The 25,838-nt window shown below is 66.8% G+C and carries 19 protein-coding genes; 10 read left to right on the plus strand and 9 right to left on the minus strand.

Annotated features, from left to right (window positions below):
* Window positions 1-145: 145 nt before the first annotated feature.
* Complete coding sequence (gene tsf, locus DIE13_RS29825; RefSeq protein WP_050012901.1) at window positions 146-1,027, minus strand: translation elongation factor Ts; 882 nt, start codon at window positions 1,025-1,027, stop codon at window positions 146-148.
* Between the two features lie 162 nt (window positions 1,028-1,189).
* Window positions 1,190-1,930 (minus strand): 30S ribosomal protein S2, encoded by a 741-nt coding sequence (gene rpsB / locus DIE13_RS29830; protein ID WP_124830615.1) that lies wholly within the window; start codon window positions 1,928-1,930, stop codon window positions 1,190-1,192.
* A 378-nt stretch (window positions 1,931-2,308) separates the two neighbouring features.
* On the opposite strand from rpsB, the gene map reads away from it, so the two are divergent.
* Genes map through DIE13_RS29850 form a run of 3 tightly spaced genes read left to right on the plus strand, consistent with a single transcriptional unit; the run spans window position 2,309 to window position 7,418 of the window.
* Window positions 2,309-3,124 (plus strand): type I methionyl aminopeptidase, encoded by an 816-nt coding sequence (gene map / locus DIE13_RS29840; protein WP_124830616.1) that lies wholly within the window; start codon window positions 2,309-2,311, stop codon window positions 3,122-3,124.
* Between the two features lie 45 nt (window positions 3,125-3,169).
* Entirely contained in the window at window positions 3,170-5,746 is a 2,577-nt protein-coding gene (locus tag DIE13_RS29845) for a [protein-PII] uridylyltransferase (protein WP_124830617.1), read from the plus strand.
* 16 nt (window positions 5,747-5,762) lie between these two features.
* Window positions 5,763-7,418, plus strand: a complete 1,656-nt coding sequence (locus DIE13_RS29850; RefSeq protein ID WP_124830618.1) for a pseudouridine synthase — start codon at window positions 5,763-5,765, stop codon at window positions 7,416-7,418.
* Between the two features lie 116 nt (window positions 7,419-7,534).
* Here the strand turns inward: DIE13_RS29850 and def are convergent, their stop codons facing one another.
* From def to DIE13_RS29875, 5 genes are all read right to left on the minus strand, one after another.
* Window positions 7,535-8,068, minus strand: a complete 534-nt coding sequence (gene def, locus DIE13_RS29855) for a peptide deformylase (RefSeq protein ID WP_124830619.1) — start codon at window positions 8,066-8,068, stop codon at window positions 7,535-7,537.
* Window positions 8,065-10,140: an NAD-dependent DNA ligase LigA gene (ligA, locus tag DIE13_RS29860; RefSeq protein ID WP_124830620.1), complete on the minus strand. Its 2,076-nt coding sequence runs from the start codon at window positions 10,138-10,140 to the stop codon at window positions 8,065-8,067. Before ligA ends, def begins: the two co-directional genes overlap by 4 nt.
* Before the next feature lie 170 nt (window positions 10,141-10,310).
* A complete protein-coding gene (locus tag DIE13_RS29865; RefSeq protein WP_124830621.1) occupies window positions 10,311-11,609 on the minus strand; it encodes a cell division protein ZipA C-terminal FtsZ-binding domain-containing protein in 1,299 nt (432 codons plus the stop codon).
* Window positions 11,610-11,694: 85 nt separating this feature from the next.
* Window positions 11,695-15,207, minus strand: coding sequence for a chromosome segregation protein SMC (smc, locus tag DIE13_RS29870; RefSeq protein WP_124830622.1), 3,513 nt, complete (start codon window positions 15,205-15,207; stop codon window positions 11,695-11,697).
* Between the two features lie 139 nt (window positions 15,208-15,346).
* Window positions 15,347-16,288, minus strand: a complete 942-nt coding sequence (locus tag DIE13_RS29875) for a DMT family transporter (RefSeq protein WP_124830623.1) — start codon at window positions 16,286-16,288, stop codon at window positions 15,347-15,349.
* A gap of 161 nt (window positions 16,289-16,449) precedes the next feature.
* Here DIE13_RS29875 and dapC point away from each other — a divergent pair, with 161 nt between their 5' ends.
* From dapC to cls, 6 genes are all read left to right on the plus strand, one after another.
* Window positions 16,450-17,697 carry a succinyldiaminopimelate transaminase gene (gene dapC / locus DIE13_RS29880; protein ID WP_124830624.1) on the plus strand — a complete coding sequence of 416 codons (1,248 nt, stop codon included), beginning with the start codon at window positions 16,450-16,452 and terminating at the stop codon, window positions 17,695-17,697.
* A gap of 45 nt (window positions 17,698-17,742) precedes the next feature.
* Window positions 17,743-18,570, plus strand: a complete 828-nt coding sequence (gene dapD, locus DIE13_RS29885; RefSeq protein ID WP_124830625.1) for a 2,3,4,5-tetrahydropyridine-2,6-dicarboxylate N-succinyltransferase — start codon at window positions 17,743-17,745, stop codon at window positions 18,568-18,570.
* Window positions 18,570-18,938, plus strand: coding sequence for an ArsC family reductase (locus DIE13_RS29890; RefSeq protein ID WP_044847939.1), 369 nt, complete (start codon window positions 18,570-18,572; stop codon window positions 18,936-18,938). Before dapD ends, DIE13_RS29890 begins: the two co-directional genes overlap by 1 nt.
* Before the next feature lie 90 nt (window positions 18,939-19,028).
* Entirely contained in the window at window positions 19,029-20,168 is a 1,140-nt protein-coding gene (gene dapE / locus DIE13_RS29895; RefSeq protein ID WP_124830626.1) for a succinyl-diaminopimelate desuccinylase, read from the plus strand.
* 11 nt (window positions 20,169-20,179) lie between these two features.
* Window positions 20,180-21,088, plus strand: coding sequence for a 50S ribosomal protein L3 N(5)-glutamine methyltransferase (gene prmB, locus DIE13_RS29900; RefSeq protein ID WP_124830627.1), 909 nt, complete (start codon window positions 20,180-20,182; stop codon window positions 21,086-21,088).
* 113 nt (window positions 21,089-21,201) lie between these two features.
* Window positions 21,202-22,641, plus strand: coding sequence for a cardiolipin synthase (gene cls / locus DIE13_RS29905; RefSeq protein ID WP_124830628.1), 1,440 nt, complete (start codon window positions 21,202-21,204; stop codon window positions 22,639-22,641).
* 117 nt (window positions 22,642-22,758) lie between these two features.
* Here cls and DIE13_RS29910 read toward each other — a convergent pair whose 3' ends face one another.
* Complete coding sequence (locus DIE13_RS29910) at window positions 22,759-23,238, minus strand: glutathione peroxidase (protein WP_124830629.1); 480 nt, start codon at window positions 23,236-23,238, stop codon at window positions 22,759-22,761.
* Between the two features lie 136 nt (window positions 23,239-23,374).
* Between DIE13_RS29910 and DIE13_RS29915 the strand changes: the two genes are divergently transcribed.
* Window positions 23,375-25,306, plus strand: coding sequence for an ATP-binding cassette domain-containing protein (locus tag DIE13_RS29915; RefSeq protein WP_124830630.1), 1,932 nt, complete (start codon window positions 23,375-23,377; stop codon window positions 25,304-25,306).
* Window positions 25,307-25,462: 156 nt separating this feature from the next.
* Here the strand turns inward: DIE13_RS29915 and DIE13_RS29920 are convergent, their stop codons facing one another.
* Window positions 25,463-25,729, minus strand: a complete 267-nt coding sequence (locus DIE13_RS29920; protein ID WP_124830631.1) for a DUF2866 domain-containing protein — start codon at window positions 25,727-25,729, stop codon at window positions 25,463-25,465.
* Between the last annotated feature and the right edge of the window lie 109 nt (window positions 25,730-25,838).

Genomic DNA, 25,838 nt, shown 5'->3' on the forward strand with positions numbered 1-25,838 from the left:
TTCCTCACTCTCCCCCGCTTCTTCTCTCCTTGCGTATCTTCCGCGCGGCCGGGCGGGCTGCGGCCGCGGTGCGCGGCCGCGCCGGGCGCGCCCGCGCCGCCGGCCGCAGCGGAGCGGACGCCCGCCGCGGATACTACCTGACTGCTTACTGCTGCTTTGCTGCTGCGACTTGCGCGGCCACTTCGGCGGCGAAGTCGTCCTGACGCTTCTCGATGCCTTCGCCGACCACGAACAGCGCGAACTTCTGCACTGCCGCATTCGCTGCCTTCAGCATCTGCTCGATCGTCTGCTTGTCGTTCTTAACGAACGTCTGGTTCAGCAGCGACACTTCCTTCAGGTACTTCTGGACGCTGCCGTCGACCATCTTCGCGACGATTTCAGCCGGCTTGCCCGATTCGGCAGCCTTCTGCTCGGCGACGCGGCGTTCCGTGTCGATCAGTTCCGCCGGCACGTCGGCCGACGACAGAGCGACCGGCTTCATCGCGGCGATGTGCATCGCGACGTCCTTGCCGACCTGCTCTTCCGCACCCGTGTACTCGACGATCACGCCGATACGCGCGCCGTGCAGGTACGTTGCGATCTTGTTCGCGGTTTCGAAACGCACGAAACGGCGGATCGAGACGTTTTCGCCGATCTTGCCGATCAGGGCCAGACGCACTGCGTCGACCGTCGAGCCTTCCAGCGGCAGCGCCGACAGCGCAGCCACGTCAGCCGGGTTTTGCGTCGCGACGAGTTCTGCAACGGTCTTCGAGAATGCGAGGAAGTCGTCGTTCTTCGCGACGAAGTCGGTTTCGCAGTTCAGTTCGACCAGCGCGCCTGCGTTGCCGCCGACGAACGATGCGACGACGCCTTCTGCCGTCACGCGCGAAGCCGCCTTGCTCGCCTTGTTGCCGAGCTTGACGCGCAGCAGCTCTTCAGCCTTGGCCAGATCGCCGTCGGCTTCCGTCAGCGCCTTCTTGCACTCCATCATCGGTGCGTCGGTCTTTGCGCGCAGTTCTGCCACCATGCTTGCGGTAATTGCCGCCATCATTCGCTCCTTGAGTCTGTATTCACAACGCCGCCCGCTTGGACGCGAACGGCCGAGATTCGTTTCCGGACCCGCACCGATTCGGCACGATCAGGTCCGGCGCACAAGCTTAAAAAAAGGGGGCCTGTTGAGAGCCCCCTTTTTGCGCCGGCTCGGGGCCAGTTACGCGTTTTCCTCGACGTATTCGTCGTCGCCGCGTGCAGCCTGGACCACTTCGTTGACCGCGTTCGCACGGCCCTCGAGGATCGCGTCGGCCACGCCTTCAGCGTACAGCGCGACTGCCTTGCTCGAGTCGTCGTTACCCGGGATCACGTAATCCACACCTTCCGGCGAGTGGTTCGTATCGACCACGGCGATGACCGGCACGCCCAGCTTGTTCGCTTCCGTGACGGCGATCTTGTGGTAGCCGACGTCGACGACAAAGATCGCGTCCGGAATGCCGCCCATGTCCTTCACGCCGCCGATCGACTTCTGCAGCTTGGCGATTTCGCGTTCGAACAGCAGCGCTTCCTTCTTGCTCATCTTCTCGAGCTCGCCTGCCTCGACTGCCGTTTCCATGTCCTTCAGGCGCTTGATCGAAACCTTGAGCGTCTTGAAGTTGGTCATCATGCCGCCGAGCCAGCGCGCGTTGACGTACGGCATGCCCGCGCGCTGCGCTTCCTGAGCGATCGTGTCGCGCGACTGACGCTTCGTACCGACGAACAGGATCGTGCCGCGGTTAGCTGCCAGCTGGCGCACGTACTTCTGCGCGTCCGTGAACATCGGCAGCGTCTTTTCGAGGTTGATGATGTGAATCTTGTTGCGGTGACCGAAAATGAACGGAGCCATCTTCGGGTTCCAGAAGCGCGTCTGGTGACCGAAGTGGACACCCGCTTCCAGCATTTGGCGCATCGTAACTGCCATGTAAATTCTCCACGAGGGTTGGGTCTTAAGCCGGCTGCCGTACCGCCGCGCGAACGCGTCCGAAGGACCCTCGTTCCGCGCGGCCGGCACCCTGGTTGCGCCGGCTTGCGATTCGGCACGTGCGAAAATGCCCGTGCCGCAAGCCTTTCATCGCTACTACCGCCCCGCACGAAGCAGGTTCGGCATTTGGATGTCGACTTAGCCAGAGAGTATAGCACGCCGATTTGTCGGCTCTCAAGTCGCCCGCCACTTTTGCTTGCCGTGCGGCAGCAGGCCGGACAATCCGCGAAAACCCGCATCCGCACCACCCGCAGGGGCTGCGAGGGCCGCCATAAGGTGCGATAATCCGTCAATTCACCGCATTCCAGGCATACCTCGATGGCTATTACGCTCAAAAACGAACACGACATCGCCGAGATGCGCGTCGCCTGCCGTCTCGCGAGCGAAGTGCTCGACTTCATCACCCCGCATGTCGTCGCGGGCGTCACGACCGCCGAGCTCGACCGGCTCTGTCACGAATTCATGCTCAACGAGCAGGGCACGATCCCCGCGCCGCTGAACTATCAGCCGCCCGGCTATCCGCCGTACCCGAAGGCGACCTGCATTTCGGTCAACGACGTGATCTGCCACGGCATCCCGGGCGAAAAGGTAATCAAGAACGGCGATGCGCTGAACATCGACATCACCGTGATCAAGAACGGCTACTTCGGCGACACCAGCCGGATGTTCATCGTCGGCGAAGGCTCGATCCTCGCGAAGCGCCTCGTGCAGACCACCTACGAGTGCATGTGGCTCGGCATCGACCAGGTCAAGCCGGGCGCACACCTCGGCGACATCGGCTATGCGATCCAGAAGCACGCGGAAGCGCAGGGCTACAGCGTTGTGCGCGAATACTGCGGCCACGGCATCGGCACGGTGTTCCACGAAGATCCGCAGGTCGTCCACTACGGCCGTCCGGGCACCGGCATCGAGCTGAAGGCCGGGATGATCTTCACGATCGAGCCGATGATCAACGCCGGCAAGCGCGACATCCGCACGATGCCCGACCAGTGGACCGTCAAGACGCGCGACCGCAGCCTGTCCGCGCAATGGGAACACACGGTACTCGTCACCGAAACGGGTTACGACGTGCTGACCGTGTCGGCCGGCACGCCCGCGCGGCCGGTGTTCGCGCAACCGGCCACCGCGGTCTGAGCGCGGTCGCGCCAGCCCGCCCTGCCCGCACCTGAACGACCTCCCATGAGCGCTCACGCCGCCCCCTCGCCCGAAGCGCTGTCGCGGCGCGCCGAATTCAAGGCCGCCAAGACCGACATGCTCGAGCGCTTTCGCAGCGCGACGAATGTCGCGTCGCTGATGCACGCGCTGTCGAAACTCACCGACGATGCGCTCAGGCGCGTATGGGACGACTGCGGGCTGCCCGCGACGCTCGCGCTCGTCGCCGTCGGCGGCTACGGGCGCGCCGAGCTGGCACCGCATTCCGACGTCGACATCCTCGTGCTGCTGCCCGATGCACACGACCCCGCGCTCGACGCGCGGATCGAGCGCTTCATCGGCATGGCATGGGATCTCGGTCTCGAGATCGGCAGCAGCGTGCGTACCGTTGCCCAGTGCATCGAGGAGGCGTCGCAGGACGTCACCGTGCAGACTTCGCTGCTGGAGGCGCGCCGCATCGTCGGCAGCACCGCGCTGTTCGAGCGCTTCACCGTGCGTTATCACGAGGCGCTCGACGCGCGCGCGTTCTTCACCGCGAAGGTGCTCGAAATGCGCCAGCGCCACGCGAAGTTCCAGGACACGCCGTACAGCCTCGAGCCGAACGTGAAGGAAAGCCCCGGCGGGCTGCGCGACCTGCAAACGATCCTGTGGATCGCGCGCGCGGCCGGTTTCGGCAGCAGTTGGCGCGAACTCGACACGCGCGGCCTCATCACCGAGCGCGAAGCGCGCGAGCTGCGCCGCAACGAAGGATTCCTGAAGACGCTGCGCGCGCGGCTGCACGTGATCGCCGGCCGCCGCCAGGACATGCTCGTCTTCGACCTGCAGACGCAGGCGGCCGAGAGCTTCGGCTACCGGCCGACGCCGGCCAAACGCACGAGCGAGCAGCTGATGCGCCGCTACTACTGGGCAGCGAAGGCCGTCACGCAGCTCGCGACGATCCTGATCCAGAACATCGAGGCACAGTTGTTCCCCGCGACGAGCGGCATCACGCGCGTGCTGTCGCCCGACCGCTTCGTCGAGAAGCAAGGCATGCTCGAGATCGTCGACGACAGCGTGTTCGAGCGCCATCCCGACGCGATCCTCGAAGCGTTCCTGCTGTACGAGACGACCCGGGGCGTGAAGGGCCTGTCCGCCCGCACGCTGCGTGCGCTGTACAACTCGCGCGAAATCATGAACAACGCGTGGCGGCGCGAACCGCAGAACCGCCGCACGTTCATGCAGATCCTGCAGCAGCCCGAAGGCATCACGCACGCGTTCCGCCTGATGAACCAGACGAGCGTGCTGGGCCGCTACCTGCTGAATTTCCGCCGCATCGTCGGCCAGATGCAGCACGACCTGTATCACGTGTACACGGTCGACCAGCACATCCTGATGGTGCTGCGCAACATCCGCCGCTTCGCAGTGGCGGAGCATGCGCACGAGTACCCGTTCTGCAGCCAGTTGATCGGCAATTTCGAGCGCCCGTGGGTGCTGTATGTGGCCGCGCTGTTCCACGACATCGCGAAGGGCCGCGGCGGCGACCACTCGACGCTCGGGATGGCCGACGCGCGGCGCTTCTGCCGCGAGCACGGGATTACCGGCGACGATGCGGCGCTGATCGTCTGGCTCGTCCAGCATCACCTGACGATGAGCCAGGTCGCGCAGAAGCAGGACACAAGCGATCCGGAAGTGATCAAGCGCTTCGCCGAACTCGTCGGCACCGAGCGCCGGCTCACTGCGCTGTACCTGCTGACCGTCGCCGACATTCGCGGCACGAGCCCGAAGGTATGGAACGCGTGGAAGGGCAAGCTGCTCGAGGATCTGTACCGGATCACGCTCGCGGTGCTCGGCGGCGCGAACCCCGACGCGCATTCGGAGCTGAAGTCGCGGCAGGAGGAAGCACTTGCGCTGCTGCGCCTCGAGACCGTGCCCGACGACGCGCACCGCGCGCTGTGGGATCAGCTCGACATCGGCTTCTTCCTGCGCCATGACGCGGCCGACATCGCATGGCAGACGCGCGTGCTGTACCGGCATGTGAATGCCGAAACCGCGATCGTCCGCGCGCGGCCGTCGCCGATCGGCGATGCGCTGCAAGTACTCGTGTACGTGAAGGACCGCCCCGACCTGTTCGCGGGCATCTGCGCGTATTTCGACCGCAACGGGCTGTCGGTGCTCGATGCACGTGTGAGCACCACACGGCACGGTTATGCGCTCGACAACTTCATCGTCACGCAGACCGAACGCGACGTGCGTTACCGCGACATCGCGAATCTCGTCGAACAGCAACTCGCGACGCGGCTCGCCGAAACCGCATCGCTGCCGGAGCCGTCCAAGGGCCGTCTGTCGCGGCTGTCCCGGACGTTTCCGATCACGCCGCGCGTCGACCTACGGGCCGACGAGCGCGGCCAGTACTACATCCTGTCCGTGTCCGCGAACGACCGGCCGGGCCTCCTTTATTCGATCGCGCGCGTCCTGGCCGAGCATCAGGTCGGCGTCCACGCGGCGCGGATCAATACGCTCGGCGAACGCGTCGAGGATATCTTCCTGCTCGACGGTGCCAGCCTGTCCGACAACCGCCTGCAGATCCAGCTCGAAACCGAATTGCTGCGCGCGATCGCAGTCTGAATGAATCCCAGCGTTTATGCGCACCAAATTAACCGTCAAGAATCCGAAGCCGGCGTCGCCGACCCGCGCCCCTGTCCGCTCCGGCAGCCTCGTCGCCCGCAAGGCCGTGCGCCCCGCCGCACCGTCCGCGGCCGACAAGCCGCCGCGCCCGAAGAAGGCGTCTGCGCCGGCAGCCGCCGGCGAACGTGCATTCAAGCCGCGCGGCACGGAACGCCCGAATGCGGAGCGCGCTCCGGCAAAGCGGGCACCGCGTGACGGCGGTGCGGAACGCGGCTATCGCAGCGATGCGAAACCGGGTGGTCGCGGCGAGCGCGGCGATGCACGTCCGTATCGCAGCGCCGAAGGCAGTGCGCGCGCACCCTATCGCGACAAGGCAGCCGGTGAAGGCGCGAAGCGCAGCTTCGGCGAACGTGGCGCGTCGTCCGACCGCCCGGCTCGCCGCAGCGACGATGCGCGGCCGCGCCGCCCGGATGCCGAAGGCGGCGCACGCGCGCCCTACCGCGACAAGGCAGCCGGCTACGGCGAGAAGCGCAGCTTCGGCGAACGCAGCACGTCGTCCGATCGCCCGGCCCGCCGCAACGACGACGATGCGCGGCCGCGCCGCGCAGGCGCCGAAGGCAGCACGCGCGCGCCCTATCGCGACAAGGCAGCCGGTGAAGGCGCGAAGCGCAGCTTCGGCGAACGCCGCACGTCGTCCGATCGCCCGGCCCGCCGCAACGACGATGATGCGCGGCCGCGCCGCGCAGGTGCCGAAGGCAGCACGCGCGCGCCCTATCGCGACAAGGCAGCCGGTGAAGGTGCGAAGCGCAGCTTCGGCGAACGCAGCAGCACCGAGCGCCGCTCGGGCGGCGCGCCACTGAAAACCGCGCAACCCGTCAAGCGCCGCGAGGCCGACATCGATCACGGCGACGAAACTGGCCTGATGCGCCTGTCGAAGCGCATGTCCGAGCTCGGCCTGTGCTCGCGCCGCGAAGCCGACGAATGGATCGAGAAAGGCTGGGTGCTCGTCGACGGCGAACGCATCGACACGCTCGGCACCAAGGTCCGCCCCGACCAGAAGATCGAGATCGACGAGCGCGCCAGCGCCGCGCAGGCCGCGCAAGTGACGATCCTGCTGCACAAGCCGGTCGGCTACGTGTCCGGTCAGGCGGAAGACGGCTATGAGCCCGCATCCGTGCTGATCACGCGCGCGAACCAGTGGAGCGGCGACCGCTCGCAGGTTCGCTTCTCGCCGCAGCACCTGCACGCACTCGCGCCGGCCGGGCGCCTCGACATCGATTCGACCGGCATGCTCGTGCTGACGCAAAACGGCCGGATCGCAAAGCAACTGATCGGCGAGCAGTCGGACATCGACAAGGAATACCTGGTGCGCGTGCGCTTCGGCGAGCGGCTCATCGACATCGACCAGCACTTCCCGGCGGAATCACTCGCGAAGCTGCGCCACGGCCTCGAACTCGACGGCGTCGCGCTGAAGCCGGCGATGGTGAGCTGGCAGAACGGCGAGCAGTTGCGCTTCGTGCTGCGCGAGGGCAAGAAGCGTCAGATCCGCCGCATGTGCGAGCTAGTCGGCCTCGAAGTGATCGGCCTGAAGCGCGTGCGCATGGGCCGCGTGATGCTGGGCGCGCTGCCGCAGGGGCAATGGCGCTATCTGTCGGCCGACGAGTCGTTCTGACGTTCTGACGGCGAGCACGCTGCGCGTGCCACGCAAAGGAAAAGCCCGCTTGCGCGGGCTTTTCCTTTTCCGGTGCAGCGACGGCATGTCACGCCGCGCAGGCGTCCGCGTGCCGGTCAATCGTCGTCGGCCGGATCGAGCCCCGGGAACAGCACCTCGGTGAAGCCGAAGCGCGTGAAGTCGGTGATCCGCATCGGGTACAGCTTGCCGATCAGGTGATCGTACTCGTGCTGGACCACGCGCGCGTGGAAACCTTCGGCGACGCGATCGATCTTCGCGCCGAACTGGTCGTAACCGCTGTAGCGCACCTTCGCGTAACGGCTGACCACGCCGCGCATGCCCGGCACCGACAGGCAGCCTTCCCAGCCCTCTTCCATGTCCGGCGGCATGTACTCGATCTTCGGGTTGATCAGCACGGTCTCGGGCACGGGCGGTGCGTCCGGATAACGGTTGTTGCTGCCGAAGCCGAAGATGATGATCTGCAGCCCGATGCCGACCTGCGGCGCGGCGAGCCCCGCACCGTTTGCGTGATGCATCGTCTCGAACATGTCCGCGACGATCTCGTGCAGCTCGGGTGTATCGAACCGCTCGACCGGTTTGGCGACTTCGAGCAGGCGCGGGTCGCCCATCTTCAGGATCTCGCGAATCATGGCGTATTGCCCTCCAGGAGTTGGTGCAGTCCGTCTTCGTCCAGTACGGGAATGCCGAGCTCCTCGGCCTTCACGAGCTTGCTGCCCGCCTCGGCACCCGCGACCACGTAATCCGTCTTCTTCGATACCGAGCCCGCGACTTTCGCGCCCGCCGCTTCGAGCATCTCTTTCGCGGCGTCACGCGTGAGGTTCGGCAGCGTACCCGTCAACACGACCGTCTTGCCGGCCAGCACACCCTGCGGCGCCTTCGGCGCGGGCGGCCCTTCCGGCCACGTGACCTTGCCGGGCGCGCGCAGTTGCTCGATCACGGTCCGGTTGTGCTCTTCCGCGAAGAACTGGTGAAGCGACTCGGCGACGATCGGCCCGACGTCGTTGACTTCGAGCAGCTCGTCGATCGACGCGTCCATGATCGGGGTCAGCGAACCGAAATGCTTCGCGAGATCCTTCGCGGTCGACTCGCCGACATGCCGGATGCCGAGTCCGTAGATGAAGCGCGCGAGCGTCGTGTGCTTCGCCTTCTCGAGCGAGTCGAGCAGGTTCTGTGCGGACTTGTCGGCGAACCGGTCGAGTTCCGCGAGCGTCGCGAAACCCAGATTGAACAGGTCGGCCGGCGTGCGCACGAGATTCAGTTCGACGAGCTGGTCGATGATCTTCTCGCCGAGCCCGTCGATGTCGAGCGCGCGGCGCTGCGCGAAATGCCACAGCGCCTGCTTGCGCTGCGCCGGGCAGAACAGGCCGCCCGTGCAGCGCGCGATCGCCTCGTCGGGCAGCCGCTCGATCCTCGAGCCGCACACCGGGCATTCGGTCGGCATCACGAATTCGACCGCATCGGCCGGCCGGCGATCGAGCAGCGCGCCGACGACCTCCGGAATCACATCGCCCGCTCGCCGCACGATCACTGTATCGCCGATCCGGATGTCCTTGCGGCGTACTTCATCCTCGTTGTGCAGCGTCGCGTTGGTCACCGTCGCGCCGCCGACGAACACGGGTTCGAGCCGTGCAACGGGCGTGATCGCACCGGTGCGGCCGACCTGCACGTCGATCGCGACGAGCCTGGTCAGCGCTTCCTGCGCCGGGAATTTGTGCGCAAGTGCAAAGCGCGGCGCGCGCGACACGAAGCCGAGGCGATCCTGTTCATCGCGCCGGTTCACCTTGTAGACGACGCCGTCGATGTCGTACGGCAGCGACTCGCGCTTCTCGCCGACCTTGTGGAAGAAGCCGAGCAAGCCTTCGGCACCGTGCACGACTTCGCGCTCGCGGTTCACCGGCAGGCCGAGCGACTCGTACCAGTCGAGCAGCGCGCTGTGCGTGTCGGGCATCGGCATGCCGTCCAGCACGCCGATGCCGTAAGCGAAGAACGACAGCGGACGCTGCGCTGTGATCTTCGGGTCGAGCTGGCGCAGGCTGCCCGCCGCCGCATTGCGCGGGTTCGCGAATTCGCGCTGCTCGGCCGCGCGCTGGCGTTCGTTCAGGCGTGCGAAATCGCGCTTGAACATCAGCACCTCTCCGCGCACGTCGAGCAGGGCCGGGACGTGTGCACCTTTCAGCTTCAGCGGAATCGAGCGGATCGTGCGGACGTTCTGCGTCACGTCCTCGCCCGTCGTGCCGTCGCCGCGCGTCGACGCCTGCACGAATACGCCGCGCTCATAGCGCAACGAGATCGCGAGTCCGTCGAACTTCAGCTCGCACGCGTATTCGACGGGGTCGGTCACCGAGCCGGCGAGGTCGGTCGTCTTGTCGAGCGCATCGGCGACGCGCTTGTCGAACGCGACGATGTCCTCGTCGGCGAAGCCGTTGTTCAACGACAGCATCGGTGCGTCATGGACGACCGGCGTGAAGCCGTTTGCCACTTCGCCGCCGACGCGTTGCGTCGGCGAATCGGGCGTCACGAGTTCGGGATGATCGGTTTCGAGTTGCTGCAGCTCGCCAAACAGCCGGTCGTATTCGGCGTCGGGCAAATCCGGCTGGTCGAGCACGTAGTAGGCGTGGTTCGCCCGCTCGAGTTGGTCGCGCAGCCACGCGGCACGCGCGTCGGGCTGGCTGGCTGGCGGTTCGGCTTGGGTTCGGGCCATGCTGGCGACAGATTCGTTCTGAAAAATCGGATGTTCGATTATCTCAGTTTGATGCCGCGACGGCGACACGCAATGCGTGCCACACGCCCCCTCGCAGCGCACGCGGGCGGCGTGTGTGCGGCACTGCAGCGACGAGCGGCGGCGCCGGATGCCGCCGCCCGCAAAACGCGTTACTGACTGAAGAGGCGACGCGTGACCGGCGAACCGGCCGGGATACCCGCTTCCTCGAGCTTCGCGTACAACTTCATCAACTGCTGATCGATCGCGACCAGCGTCGATTCCGGCAGCGGCCGGCGCGAATCGTCGACGACGCGCGCCCCGATCCGCTCGGACAGCGACTTCGCGTAATCGCACATCAGCCGGAACGGCAGGATGTCCTCTTCGGCGACCGGTACGTCGAGCACCAGCGTGATCATGTTGCCGCCCTTGTACGTGAGGTCGTCGCGCAGGAAGTTCGTGTCGCCGAACTGCAGCATGAACACGGGGTTCTGCTTCGCGTCGAGTTTCACGAAACGCGTGCCGTCGCGCGACAACAGCAGCCCGTCTTGCGATGCAACAGCCTGCACGTAGTTCGCTGACCACGGCGCGCCGTCCGACATCACGTTGATCGACAGCTGCGCATCGCACTGCGCGGCAAAGCCGTCGAGCTCGCGCGCCATCGCGACCGTCTCCATCATGTCCGGGAATTCCGGTGCGCCGTCGATTGCATCGGCGAACTGCTGGACGCCCGTCACGAATTCGGAGAATTCAAGCTCGTTGAGCGCGCCGCTGCGGTTCGCAAGCTGTGCGGCCGCGCGCAGCTCTTCATAGCGCACACCGTTCTGCAGCAGCTCCCACTGGCCGCCTTCCGGCTTGCCTTCAATATGCACGGGCTTGCTGCCCGCACGGCGCAGCCGCTGGGCGGCCGGCAGTATCTTGTCGCCTGGAAGCAATCCGCCGAGACGAATCGGCACGATGCAGTCGATCCGGCGGTCGACGATCGCGGGAGGCGCCGACGAGATCGTCGTCGCAGCCGGCAGCACGGGTTCAACCGGCTCGTCCGATACCGCGGACGCCGGTGCGTCGGACGTGGCAGCCACCGAACCTTCGTGGACGGCCTGTTCCGTCGATGCAGTCGATTCGGTCGACTCCGGCGACAGGTCGGTGCCGGTCGCCTCGGCCTGCAGGTCGGCCGGCGTGTCCGCCGGCGCTACGCCGCCGAACGTCGGCTCGACGCGCGCGGCGTCGGTCGACGCGCTCAAGGCGGCCGCCGGCGCAGCGGCGGGTTCGCGCCGCGTGGGCTGGCGCACCGGCTCGATGAACGGCCGCTCATCGTCGCGCTCGGGGCGATTCATCGCCTCGGCAGCTTCTTCCGGCATCGGGCGCGGCATCTTGCGCCGCACCTTCGCGCCCTGCCACGCGTTGTAGACCACGACGCCGCCCACCACGACGGCGCCCGCGCCGATCAAACCGAGTGTCAACTCGTCCATGCACGCTCCATCAGCAATTCTTTTTCGTCGGAACCGCGAACGGGCGCCCATGCGCCGCGCGAACGCGATTCGGTTTCGTCAAACGTCAATTCTGCGCAAAACCCGCGGCGGTTTCCATGTCCACCGCGACAATCCGCGACACACCCTGCTCCTGCATCGTCACGCCGATCAGTTGCTGCGCCATCTCCATCGCGATCTTGTTGTGCGAGATGAAAAGGAACTGTGTCTTGTCGGACATTGCACGCACGAGATTCGCGAAACGCTCGGTGTTCGCGTCGTCGAGCGGCGCATCGACCTCGTCGAGCAGACAGAACGGCGCCGGGTTCAACTGGAACATCGCGAACACCAGCGCGGTGGCGGTCAGCGCCTTCTCGCCGCCCGAAAGCAGGTGGATGGTCGCGTTCTTCTTGCCCGGCGGCTGCGCCATCACCTGCACGCCGGCATCGAGAATTTCGTCGCCCGTCATGATCAGCTTCGCCTGGCCGCCGCCGAACAGGCGCGGGAACAGGTCGCTGAAGTGACGGTTGACCTCGTCGAAGGTGCCCTGCAGCAACGTGCGGGTTTCCTGGTCGATCTTGTGGATCGCGTCCTCGAGCGTCGTGATCGCGTCGGTCAGGTCGGCCGACTGCGCGTCAAGGAACAACTTGCGCTCGCTGGCGGCCTTCAACTCGTCGAGCGCGGCCATGTTCACCGGACCGAGCGCATTGATCGCGTTGTTCAGGCGCGTGACTTCGCCCTGCAGGTACGACGGCTTGAGATCCGGCGTCAGCTTGTCGCGCAGCGCTTCCTCGTCGACCTCGGCCGCCGCGAGCTGCTCGGCGAACTGCTCGACGGACAGGCGCGCGGCCTGCTCCTTCAGTTGCAGCTCGGTGATGCGGTCGCGCAGCGGCTGCAGCGAACGTTCGGCAACGAGACGCTGCTCGTCCGATGCGCGCAGCTTCGCGGTCAGGTCGTCGAGTTCGATCCGCGCGGCCTGCAGCGCTTCTTCCTTGACCGCACGAATTTCGAGCGCGTCCTGCAGGCCCGTATGCGCGGTCTGCTCGTTGATCGTTTCGAGTTCGGCGCGTGCATCTTCCAGCGAGGCGGCGACGCGTTCGCTCTGCTCGTGCGCGACCTGGATGCTGCGCTTGAGCTCGTCGATCCGCGTGACGGCGTTGCGCGCGGCGAAGCGCGCGTCGTTCGCGCCGCGCTCGAGGTCGCGGGCTTCCTGGCGTGCCTGCGTCAGCGATTCGTCGAGTGCTTCGAACGCGAGCTGGTTGTCTTCGAAACGCGCCTGCAACTCGGCAAGCTCGCCGTCGAAACGCTCGAAGTTCGCTTCCGACTCCGCGCGCAGTGCACGCTGCTCGTCGACCTGCGCGCCGATTTCCTCGAGTTCCTCGCGGATCTGCGTGCTGCGCTGCGTGTAGCGTTCATGTGCCTGCGCGAGCTTCAGCACGTCCATCTGCAGCGCGTGCACGCGCTGCGTCGCGCGTTCGGCCTGGGCGCGCACGTCGCCCAGCGCCTGGGTGGCCTGCGTGTGCGCGGCTTCCGCCCGCACGGCGGCCGTGCGCGCCTCGTCGGCAAGGAGTGCCTGTGCGCGCACCTGGCGCGTCAGGTTTTCGATTTCCTGCTGGCGGGCCAGCATCCCGGCCTGCTCCGAATCGGCTGCGTACAGCTGCACGCCGACCCGCGTGACGATGTGGCCGGCCTTGACGACGAATGCACCGCCCGCCGGCAGTTGCGCGCGCGTCGCGAGCGCCTGCGCGACGTCGTCGGCGACGTACACATTGCCGAGCCAGTCGTTCAGCACCGCGCGGATGCCCGCATCGTCGATGCGCAGCAGCGACAGCACCGGGCGCAGCCCGGCTGCCGCGGCAGCCGGTTCGCCGGCCGCGGGCGGCGCATAGAACGCGAGCTTCGCGGGCGGCGCGTCGGTCGCGAACGCCTTCACCCAGTCGAGATTCGACACTTCGAGCGCGGCGAGACGCTCACGCAATACCGCCTCGAGCGCCGCTTCCCAGCCCGGTTCGACGTGCAGCTTCTTCCACAGGCGCGGCAGCGCGCCGAGCTCGTGCTTGTCGAGCCACGGCTGGATCTTGCCTTCGGTCTGCACGTTCTCCTGCAGTTGCTTCAGCGCGGCAAGCCGCGCCTCGAGCTGGTGGATCTGCGCGCTTTCGGCCTGTACGCGCTCTTGCGCGGCGCGGCGCTCGCCGTCGAGGCGCGGCACCGTTTCCTGCGCGTCGGCAAGCCGCGCCTGCGATTCGGCGAGGATCTCTTCCTGTTCGGCGAGCTGCATGCGCAACTCTTCGAGCTGCGCCTCGTCCGGCGCGTCGAGCCCGCCCGCCTCGGACTTCAGACGCTCGTGGCGCTGCTGAAGCTGCTGGAGCTGCTGGTCGGCGTTGCGCTGATGCGCGGCTTCGAGCTTCAGCGACTGTTCGGTCTGTGCGATCCGCGCGCGCTCGTCGTTGAGCTGCGTCTGTGCGTCGCGCCACTTCGCTTCGAGGGTCGGCAGCGCGTCGTGCTTCGCCGCCGCATTGTCTTCAGCGAGCGCGGCCTTCTCGTCGGCCATCGCGCGCGCCTCTTCGGCTTCCTCGAGTTCGTCCTGCGCCTTCTCGGCCTGCGCGCGCCATTGCTCGCGCTGCGCGTTCAGTGCAGCGATCTGCGCCTGCACGCGGTTGCGCGATTCGACGATGAACTTGATCTCGGCCTCGAGGCGGCTCACTTCGGCATTCGCCTCGTAGAGCGCGCCCTGCGCACCCTGCATCGCGTCGCTCGCCGAGTAATGCGCGACCCGCAGCGTCTCGAGTTGCGACTCGACCTCGCGCAACTTGGCCGTCTGCGCCTCGAGGTCGATCTGCGCCTGCTCGATCGCCCGCTGCTGTTTCTGCTGCTCGCCCGCGGCCTCGTTCTTGCGCAGCAGCCATAACAGGCGCTGCTTCTCCTCGCCGTCGGCGACGAGTTCCTTGTATTTGGTCGCGACGACGGCCTGCGCCTCGAGCTTCTCGAGGTTCGCGCCGAGTTCGCGGACGATGTCCTCGACGCGCGTCAGGTTCTCGCGCGTGTCGTGCAGACGGTTCTCGGTCTCGCGGCGGCGCTCCTTGTACTTCGACACGCCCGCGGCTTCCTCGAGGAACACGCGCAGCTCTTCCGGCTTCGCCTCGATGATCCGCGCGATCATCCCCTGCCCGATGATCGCGTACGCGCGCGGGCCGAGACCGGTGCCGAGGAAGATGTCCTGGATGTCGCGGCGGCGCGCCGGCAGGTTGTTGATGTAGTAGCTCGACGTGCCGTCGCGCGTCAGCACGCGCTTCACGGCGATCTCGCCGTACTGGCCCCACTGTCCGGCCGCACGGCCGTCGGAGTTGTCGAAGATCAGTTCGACGCTTGCCCGGCTGCCGGGCTTGCGGGCGGTCGAGCCGTTGAAGATCACGTCCTGCATCGACTCGCCGCGCAGCTCGGACGCGCGCGACTCGCCGAGCACCCAGCGCACGGCATCGATGATGTTGGACTTGCCGCACCCGTTCGGGCCCACCACGCCGACAAGCTGGCCCGGAACCTGGAAATGCGTGGGATCGACAAAGGATTTGAAGCCAGCGAGTTTGATCGAGCTCAGACGCACGGCGGTATCGGATGTGAAGAAGGTGTGAAACGGACGGGGCCGCGATGCGCGGGGCCGAACGGCCCGTGTGCGCGACGCGCCCCGGAATTCAAAAGCGGGGCCGCGCGCATCCAGCGTTAGGCCCCGCAAACGGCTTCCATCATACCATCGCGCGTGCGCCGTCCCGCCCGTCGCCGGGTTTGCCCGGCGCCGGCGTGGCACGATGGACCCGGCTCGACAGCAGCGTCGCGAGCACGATGCACGCGCCACCCGCCCACTCGCGCGCGGTCGGCAGTTCGTTCGCGAACACCCACGCCGACAGCGCGGTGATCACGATCTCGAACAGCATGATGATCGACGCGCGGTTCGCCGGTACCCGCGCGAGCCCGTATTGCACGAGCAGGTTGTTCACCGCGATCGTCACGCCGATCGCGACGATGATCAGCGCCGCGGTGCCGAACTGGTTGCCCGCCGGCGCGGCCGGCAACCCCTCGAACAGCGACGCGATCGCGCCGAACACCGCCGCGCCGCCGAACAGCGTCGCCGTGCGCATTTCCGCGCGCATCTCCGGCAGTTCGCGGCTCGTCTTGATCACGAGCACGTTGCTCATCGCGAAACTCAGTCCGGCCGCGAGCCCCGCCCACTCGGCCGGGTTGGCCGGCAGCGGCACGCCGAGCTTCGGCGACCACAGCATCAGCATCGCGCCGCCGATCGACAGCGCCGCCAGCCCCGCGCCCGCCCACGTCAGCCGTTCGCGCAACAGGAAATGCGCATAGATCGCAGTCCACGCCGGGGTCAGGTAGAACAGCAGCATCACGCGCAACACTTCGCCGTGGATCGTGCCCCACACGAAGCCGAGGTTCGTCACGCCGGCCGTGATCGCGATGCCCGGCACCACCCAGTGCCAGCGCAGCGTCGAAATCGTGCGGTGGCGCACGACGATCACGAACAGGAACGCGACGGCGCTCGTCAGCGCGCTCGCGAGCGTGCCGGTGAGGCCGAGCGACGCGAGGATCCGCAGCGGATACCAGATCAGGCCCCATACCGAGGCGCCGATCAGGATGGCCAGCGTCGGCAGGCTGCCGCGTACCGGGTTGTTCATTTGGTTCGATACCCTTTATTCGACCGGCCCGGCCGCCGTTCCGGCGGGCCGTGACCGCATTGCGTCACGCTATAATCGCTCGCTGCGAACCGCGCGCCGTCGGCGCCCGTTCGCAGCCGCGCGGCCCCTGGGCCGCCCCCTTTCGTTCCAACCAGGCCGCGATGGCCGCTTCGCCCGTGAACCCTCGACTCGACTCGCTCCAGCCCTATCCCTTCGAAAAGCTGCGCGCCCTGTTCAAGGACGTGACGCCCGGTGCCGGTATGCCGTCCGCCAGCCTGAAACCGATCAGCTTCGGCATCGGCGAGCCCAAGCACCCGACCCCGGCGCTGATCCGCGACGCCGTGGTCGCGGCCCTCGACGGCCTCGCGTCGTACCCGGCCACCGCCGGCTCGGACGCGCTGCGCACGTCGATCGCGCACTGGCTCGAACGCCGCTACGGGCTGCCGCCGATCGATCCGGCGACGCAGGTGCTGCCGGTGTCCGGGTCGCGCGAGGCGCTGTTCTCGCTCGCACAGACGGTCATCGACGCACGCCCGACCGAGGACGGCAAGAAGGCGATCGTACTCTGTCCGAATCCTTTCTATCAAATTTACGAAGGCGCGGCGCTGTTGGCCGGTGCCGAACCCTATTTCGCGAACAGCGACCCGGCGCGCAACTTCGCGTGCGACTACGCGGCCGTACCCGACGAAGTCTGGGCGCGCACGCAGTTGCTGTACGTGTGCTCGCCGGGCAACCCGACGGGCGCCGTGCTGACGCTCGACGACTGGCGCGAGCTGTTCGCGCTGTCCGACCGTCACGGCTTCGTGATCGCGTCCGACGAGTGCTATTCGGAAATCTATTTCGACGAAGCGGCGCCGCCGCTCGGCGGCCTCGAGGCCGCGCACCGCCTCGGCCGCGGTTTCGAGCGCCTGGTGATGCTGTCGAGCCTGTCGAAGCGCTCGAACGTGCCGGGCATGCGCTCGGGCTTCGTCGCCGGCGATGCCGCGCTGCTGAAGAAATTCCTGCTGTACCGCACTTATCACGGCGCCGCGCTGTCACCGGTCTGGCAGCATGCGAGCATCGCCGCGTGGAACGACGAGGCGCACGTGCGCGAGAACCGCGCGCTGTACGTGCAGAAGTTCAATACCGTCACGCCGATGCTGGCCGACGTGATCGACGTGAAGCTGCCCGACGCCGCGTTCTACCTGTGGGCCAACGTCGCGCGCACCGGCCTGTCGGATACCGAGTTCGCCCGCCGCCTGTACGCCGACTATAATGTGACGGTTCTGCCCGGCTCGTACCTGGCGCGTGATGCGCACGGCACGAATCCGGGCCGCGATTTCATCCGGATCGCGCTCGTCGCGGGCACCCCCGAATGCGTCGAGGGCGCGCAACGCATCGTCGATTTCTGCCGGGCTCTCGCGCAGTAAGACGTCCATACCGATCAATTCCATTCATCTCCTGCGAAAACGAACATGTCGCAACAACTTCAGCAAATCATCGATACCGCCTGGGAAAACCGCGCCGAGCTGTCGCCGAAGGCCGCGCCTGCCGAAGTCCGCGAAGCCGTCGCTCACGCGATCGAGCAGCTCGACAAAGGCGCGCTGCGCGTCGCCGAGAAAATCGACGGCAACTGGACCGTGCACCAGTGGCTGAAGAAGGCCGTGCTGCTGTCGTTCCGCCTGGAGGACAACGCACCCATGCCCGCCGGCGGCTACTCGCAGTTCTACGACAAGGTGCCGTCGAAGTTCGCGAACTACACGGCCGAAGACTTCGCCGCGGGCGGCTTCCGCGTCGTGCCGCCGGCCATTGCGCGCCGCGGCTCGTTCATCGCGAAGAACGTCGTGCTGATGCCGTCGTACACGAACATCGGCGCATACGTCGACGAAGGCACGATGGTCGATACGTGGGCAACGGTCGGTTCGTGCGCCCAGATCGGCAAGAACGTGCACCTGTCGGGCGGCGTCGGCATCGGCGGCGTGCTCGAGCCGCTGCAGGCGAACCCCGTCATCATCGAAGACAACTGCTTCATCGGCGCGCGCTCGGAAGTCGTCGAAGGCGTGATCGTCGAAGAGAATTCGGTGATCTCGATGGGCGTGTACCTCGGCCAGAGCACGAAGATCTACGATCGCGAAACGGGCGAAGTCACCTACGGCCGCATCCCGGCCGGCTCGGTCGTGGTCGCCGGCAACCTGCCGTCGAAGGACGGCTCGCACAGCCTGTACTGCGCGGTGATCGTGAAGAAGGTCGACGCGAAGACCCGCGCGAAGGTCGGCCTGAACGAGCTGCTGCGAGGCGACTGATGGCCAAGCCGCGTACCGTGGTCGTCTACGGCATTCCGAACTGCGACACCGTGAAGAAGGCCCGCGTGTGGCTCGACGATCACGGCGTCGAATTCGAGTTCCACGACTTCAAGAAGCTCGGCGTCAGCGCACCGCTCGTCGAGGACTGGCTGAAGGACGTGTCGCTCGACGCGCTCGTGAACAAGCGCGGTACCACGTGGCGCGGCCTGGACGACGCCATGAAGGCGGCCGCGGAAACGAAGTCCGGCGCGGTCGCGCTGATGATCCACAAGCCGTCGGTCATCAAGCGCCCCGTGCTCGTCGTCAACGGCCGCGTGAAATCGCTCGGCTTCGTGGCAGATCAGTACGCGGCGCTGTTTGCCGCCTAGGGCCGCGCACGCTGCGCCCGCGGGCGCAGCCCGACGTCTCATCGCTGCCGGCCACCGCGCCGGCATTTTTTATCCAAAGTGGTCCGAACCATGTCCGCCACCCTAGCCCTTACCGAACAGCTGATCGCCCGCGCATCCGTCACGCCCGACGACCAGCATTGCCAGCAGATCATGACCGAGCGCCTCGCCGCCCTCGGCTTCGAATGCGAAACCATCGCGTCGCATGGCGTGACCAACCTGTGGGCCGTCAAGCGCGGCGCCGACGGTCGCGACGGCAAGCTGCTCGCGTTCGCGGGCCACACCGACGTCGTGCCGACCGGCCCGCTCGAACAGTGGACCTCGCCGCCGTTCATCCCGGCCCATCGCGACGGCAAGCTGTACGGCCGCGGCGCGGCCGACATGAAGACGTCGCTCGCCGCATTCGTCGTCGCGTCGGAGGAATTCGTCGCGGCTCACCCCGGCCACCGCGGCGCGATCGCATTCCTGATCACGAGCGACGAGGAAGGCCCGGCTACCGACGGCACCGTGAAGGTCGTCGAGCTGCTGGAAGCGCGCGGCGAACGCCTCGACTACTGCATCGTCGGCGAGCCGACGTCGACCGCCGAACTCGGCGACGTCGTCAAGAACGGCCGCCGCGGCTCGATGTCGGGCGAACTGATCGTCAAGGGCGTGCAAGGCCACATCGCGTACCCGCATCTCGCGAAGAACCCGATCCACCTGCTTGCGCCGGCGCTCGCCGAGCTCGCTGCCGAACAGTGGGACGAAGGCAACGAATACTTCCCGCCGACCACGTGGCAGGTGTCGAACCTGCACGCAGGCACCGGCGCGACCAACGTGATCCCCGGCCACGCCGACCTGATGTTCAACTTCCGCTTTTCGACGGCAAGTACCGTCGAGGGCCTGCAGGCACGTGTGCATGCGATCCTCGACAAGCACGGCCTCGAATACACGCTGAAGTGGTCGGTAAGCGGCCTGCCGTTCCTCACGCCGCGCGGCGAACTGTCGAACGCGCTGGAGAACGCGATCCGCGCCGAGACGGGTATCACGACCGAACTGTCGACGACGGGCGGCACGTCCGACGGACGCTTCATCGCGCGCATCTGCCCGCAGGTGATCGAGTTCGGCCCGCCGAACGGCAGTATCCACAAGATCGACGAGCACATCGACTTGCGTTTCGTCGATCCGCTGAAGAACGTGTACCGCCGCGTGCTCGAACAACTGATCGCCTGATGGAGCCTCGCATGACGACACCTTTTGCAACCGTTCGCGACCTGCTGCGCTACGCAGTCACGCGCTTCTCGAAGGCGAAGCTCTCGTTCGGCCATGGCTCGGACAATGCGTACGACGAAGCCGCCTACCTCGTGCTGCATACGCTCGACCTGCCGCTCGACACGCTCGAGCCGTTCCTCGATGCGCGCCTGCTGCCCGACGAAATCGCCGCGGTGCTCGCGGTGATCGAGCGACGCGCGACGGAGCGCGTGCCGGCCGCGTATCTCACGCACGAAGCGTGGATGCACGGCCATCGCTTCTACGTCGACGAGCGCGTGATCGTGCCGCGCTCGTTCATCGGCGAACTCCTCGACGACGGGCTGCAGCCGTACGTCGCCGATCCGGAGCAGGTCGGCGCGGTGCTCGAGCTGTGCACCGGCTCGGGCTGTCTCGCGATCCTCGCGGCCAGCGCGTTCCCGAACGCCGAGATCGACGCGGTCGACCTGTCCGACAAGGCCCTCGAAGTCGCGGCAATCAACGTACGCGACTACGGCCTCGACGATCGCATCGCGCTGCATCGCGGCGACCTGTACGCGCCGCTGCCCGCGTTCCGCGCCGAACCCGATACGCGCTACGACGTGATCCTGACGAACCCGCCGTACGTGAACGCAACGTCGATGGCGGCACTGCCGCCCGAGTACCGGCACGAGCCGGAGATGGCGCTCGCCGGCGGCGACGACGGGATGGACATCGTGCGACGGATCATCGCCGAAGCGCACAAGTGGCTGCACGACGACGGCGTGCTCGTCGTCGAGATCGGCAACGAACGCGAGAACGTCGACGCCGCGTTCGGTGGTCTCGATCTCACGTGGCTGCCCACCAGCGCCGGCGACGACAGCGTGTTCCTGATCCAGGCGTCGGACCTGCCGCGCAAGGCCTGACGGCACCCCGGGACCGAACCGTGCGGTACGACATACCACTGCATCGCACGGTTCGGTAAGATGCGCGTAAGCGGCCGCCGCGCCGCACGACTTCAGGAGTCCGTCACGCGCCTATGACCCTCGACTGGCTACACCTCGGCACCCTGATCCTGGCCATCCACGCGCTCGGGATCATCGCGGCATGTCACGCGATCATGAACACCCGCACGTCGCAGGGCGCGATCGCGTGGGCCGTGTCGCTCGCGGCGATGCCGTACCTGACACTCATCCCTTACCTGTTCCTCGGCCGCAGCAAGTTCTCCGGCTACGTCGACGCACGACGCCACGAGATGGAAGCGTTGCGCACGCACACACCGCGCACGCCGTGGCTCGAGGCCGACGCGGCAGACGGGCCGGCCGCCGATGCGATCGGCCGTGCCGCCGTGCTCGCGCTCACGCGGCTCGGCGGCATGCCGTTCGTCGGCGGCAATGCGGTGCGCACGCTCGTCAACGGCGATGCAACGTTCTCCGCGATCCTGTCGGCGATCGACGAGGCGCGCGACTACGTGGTGGTCCAGTTCTTCATCGTGCGCGACGACGCGCTCGGCCAGATGTTGCGCGATGCACTGCTCGCCCGCGCCGCGGCCAGCGTGCGCTGCTACCTGCTGTACGACAGTATCGGCAGCTTCGACCTGCCGCACAGCTACGTCGACACGCTGCGCCGCGGCGGTGTCGAGGTCCATCCGTTCGCGACCCACCGCAAGTTCGTCAACCGCTTCCAGCTCAACTTCCGCAACCATCGTAAGATCGTCGTCGTCGACGGCAACCGCGCGTTCGTCGGCGGGCACAACGTCGGCGTCGAATATCTCGGCGCGAACCGGCGCCTGTCGCCATGGCGCGACACTCACATCGAGATACGCGGCCCGGTGGTCACCAGCATTCAGTACGTGTTCGCCGAAGACTGGCACTGGGCGACACAGACGCTGCCGCCGCTCGCCGCACCGCCGGCGGCACTGCCCGACGACGCGATGCATTGCCTCGTGGTGCCGATGGGGCCCGCCGACAAGCAGGAAACCGGGTCGCTGTTCTTCGTCGAGGCGATCAACGCGGCGCGTGAACGGGTCTGGATCACGACGCCGTACCTCGTGCCCGACGAAGCGGTGATCGCCGCGCTGAAGCTCGCGGTCATGCGCGGCGTCGACGTACGCATCCTGATCCCGAGCCGGCGCGACCATTACGTCGTGTTCGAGGCGTCGAAGCTCTACGCGCGCGATCTCGTCGATGCCGGCGTGAAGGTGTTCCGCTACCGGCCGGGCTTCCTGCACCAGAAAGTGGTGCTGATCGACCGCGTGGCGGCCGCAATCGGCAGTGCGAACCTCGACAATCGCTCGTTCCGGCTCAATTTCGAGATCATGGTGCTGACCGTGGATCGCACCTTCGCCGACGAGGTCGAGGCAATGCTCGACGTCGACTTCGCGCAGGCCTACGAGGTCGATGCGAGCGAGTATCGGACATCGCCCGCTTGGCGGCGCATCGCGATGCACGTCGCGCGCCTGTTCGCGCCGATCCTGTAACGAACGCACGAACGCCGCCGCTGGCGACAATCACGACGGCGCGCTCCCGCGCGTTCCCTGCCCTGCTCGCCCCGCGGCGGCACGCAGCCCGTTCGGCCCGCCCGCCGCTTCATGCGGTTACAGCAGCTTGTCGATATCCGCGGCGATTTCCTCGGGCTTCGTCGACGGCGCGTAGCGTTTGACGATGCGCCCGTCGCGATCGACCAGGAATTTCGTGAAATTCCACTTGATCGCCTTCAGGCCCAGGATGCCAGGCGCTTCGCCGGTCAGATAGCGATACAGCGGATGCGCGTGATCGCCCTTCACGTCGATCTTTGCGAACATCGGAAACGTGACGCCGTAGTTGCGCTCGCAGAACGTGCCGATCTGCGCGGCGTCACCCGGCTCCTGCTTGCCGAACTGGTTGCACGGAAAACCGAGCACGAAGAAACCGCGGGCCGCGTACTGGTCGTACAGCTTCTGCAGCCCCGCGTACTGCGGCGTGAAACCGCACTCGCTCGCGGTGTTGACGATCAGCAGCACCTTGCCGCGGTACGCATCGAGCGAGGCCGGCTGGCCGGCAAGCGTCTCTGCGCTGAACGAATACAGGGTGGACATCGGGTACTCCTTTTACGAAACCGGATCGACGTGGAGTCTAGGCGAAATCGCGCCGTTGCGGCATCCGCCGAGCGGCCGATGCCCGGGGCGAGTCGCGCGCAGTCTAGAATAGCGGTTTTGGCCAGTCATTCACGCCGTGATCCGTTTCAATCAGTTCAGCCTTGCGCGCGGCACCAAGCCGCTGTTCGAGTCGGCCTCGTTCGTCCTCAATCCCGGCGAGAAAGCCGGCCTGATCGGCGCGAACGGCGCCGGCAAATCGACGCTGTTCTCGGTCCTGCGCGGCGAGCTGCATTCCGACGCCGGCGATTTCTCGATGCCACCGTCGTGGCGAATCGCCCACGTGTCGCAGGAAACGCCCGCCGTCGACCGCTCCGCGCTCGACTACACGCTCGACGGCGACACCGCGCTGCGCGAGATCGAAGCGCGCATCGCCGCCGCATCGGCCGCGCATGACGGCGCAGCCGAAGCCGACGCCCACGCGGCTTTCGCCGACGCCGACGGCTATACCGCGCCCGCGCGTGCCGAAGCACTGCTGCTCGGCCTCGGCTTCACCCTCGCGCAAACGCGCGAATCCGTGGCCAGCTTCTCGGGCGGCTGGCGCATGCGCCTGAACCTTGCGCAAGCGCTGATGTGCCGCTCCGACCTGCTGCTGCTCGACGAACCGACCAACCACCTGGACCTCGACGCGATCGTCTGGCTCGAAGACTGGCTGCACCGTTATGCCGGCACGCTCGTCGTGATCTCGCACGACCGTGAATTCCTCGATTCGATCTGCAACGTCACGCTGCACCTGGAAAATCGCCAGGTGAAGCGCTACGGCGGCAACTACTCGCAGTTCGAAGTGCTGCGCGCGCAACAGCTGGCGCTGCAGCAAAGCGCATACGAAAAGCAGCAAAAGACGATCGAACACCTGCAAAGCTTCGTCGACCGCTTCAAGGCCAAGGCGACCAAGGCCAAGCAGGCGCAAAGCCGGATGAAGGCGCTCGAAAAAATGGAGTTGATCGCGCCCGCGCACATCGCGTCGCCGTTCACGTTCGAATTCCGCACGCCCGATGCCGCGCCGAACCCGATGATGGTGATGGAAGATGTCCGCTGCGGCTACCATGCCGACGACGGCGCGGAAATCCCGATCGTCGAACGCGTGGCACTGTCGATCCAGAACGGCCAGCGCATCGGGCTGCTCGGCGCGAACGGCCAGGGCAAGTCGACGCTGATCAAGACGCTGGCCGGCACGCTCGCGCCGCTGTCGGGCCACGTGCGCGACGGCAAGGGACTGACGATCGGCTATTTCGCGCAGCACCAGCTCGAAACGCTGCGCGAAGACGATTCGCCGCTCGCGCACCTGGCGCGGCTTGCGCCGGACACGCGCGAACAGGAACTGCGCGACTTCCTCGGCGGCTTCAATTTCTCGGGCGACATGGCGACGAGCCCCGTCGGCCCGTTCTCCGGCGGCGAGAAGGCGCGGCTCGCGCTGGCGCTGATCATCTGGCAGAAGCCGAACCTGCTGCTGCTCGACGAACCGACGAACCACCTCGACCTCGAAACGCGTCACGCGTTGACGATGGCGCTCGCGCAGTTCGAAGGCACGCTGATCCTCGTGTCGCACGACCGCCATCTGCTGCGCGCGACGACCGACCAGTTCATGCTCGTCGCGAAACACCGGCTGCAACCGTTCGACGGCGACCTCGACGACTACCGCGACTGGCTGCTGCAGCACGCGGCCGAACAGCGCGCGGCCGCCAAGGCCGATAGTGCGGCGGCGGCGGGCGCGGATCCGGGCGTCAACCGCAAGGATCAGAAACGTCAGGCGGCCGAAGAGCGCCAGCGGCTGTCGCAACTGAAGAAACCGCTGCAGAACCGCATCACGAAGCTCGAGAAAGAAATGGAAACGCTGCACGCGGAGAAGGCGCGCCTCGACGCGTTCGTCGCCGATCCGGCGAGCTATGAGGCCGCGCGCAAGACCGAACTGACCGAAGTGATCCGCACGCTCGGGGAAGTCAACACGCGGCTCGAAACCGTCGAGGCAGACTGGCTCGCGTTACAGGAAGAACTCGAGCAGATCGGCTGAGGCCGGACACAGCCCGACGGCCATCCGACGGACCCGCCACCGGCAGCACCGCGCACGCGGCATTTCAGCGAGCGACGAGCCTGCTCCAGGCCCGTAAACGACAAAGCCGGGCACCCTGGCCCGGCCGCCTGGTCGGCGCTTCGCCACGCCGCCCGCTCAACGCCGCGGTAACGTATCGCGCGGCATCTGCTCGTCGTCGCCCATCAAGTAACGCCGCCCTTCGGTCGGGCGGCGAATCGCCGCGGCGACTTCCGCTTCCGTCACGTCCTCGGAGACGACGCGGCGTGCGAGGCGCCCTTCGTCATCGATCCATTCGACGATCCGGCATCCGCCGCCCCACGGGTGGACGATCGGCTCCGACACGCGGCAGCCGCGCAGGTTGTAAAGGCGTCCGCTCGGCGCTTCCCCATACTGTTTCAACATAGGTTCCCTTCGCATTGCGCGGTTCGACAATCCGGCAAAGGATAGGGAAAAGCAATGTCCGGCGGGTTACAGAAGCCTACATATTCTTTACATTGAATTACGCGACAGA

The sequence above is a fragment of the Burkholderia sp. Bp9016 genome (genome assembly GCF_003857765.1).
GTDB lineage: Bacteria > Pseudomonadota > Gammaproteobacteria > Burkholderiales > Burkholderiaceae > Burkholderia.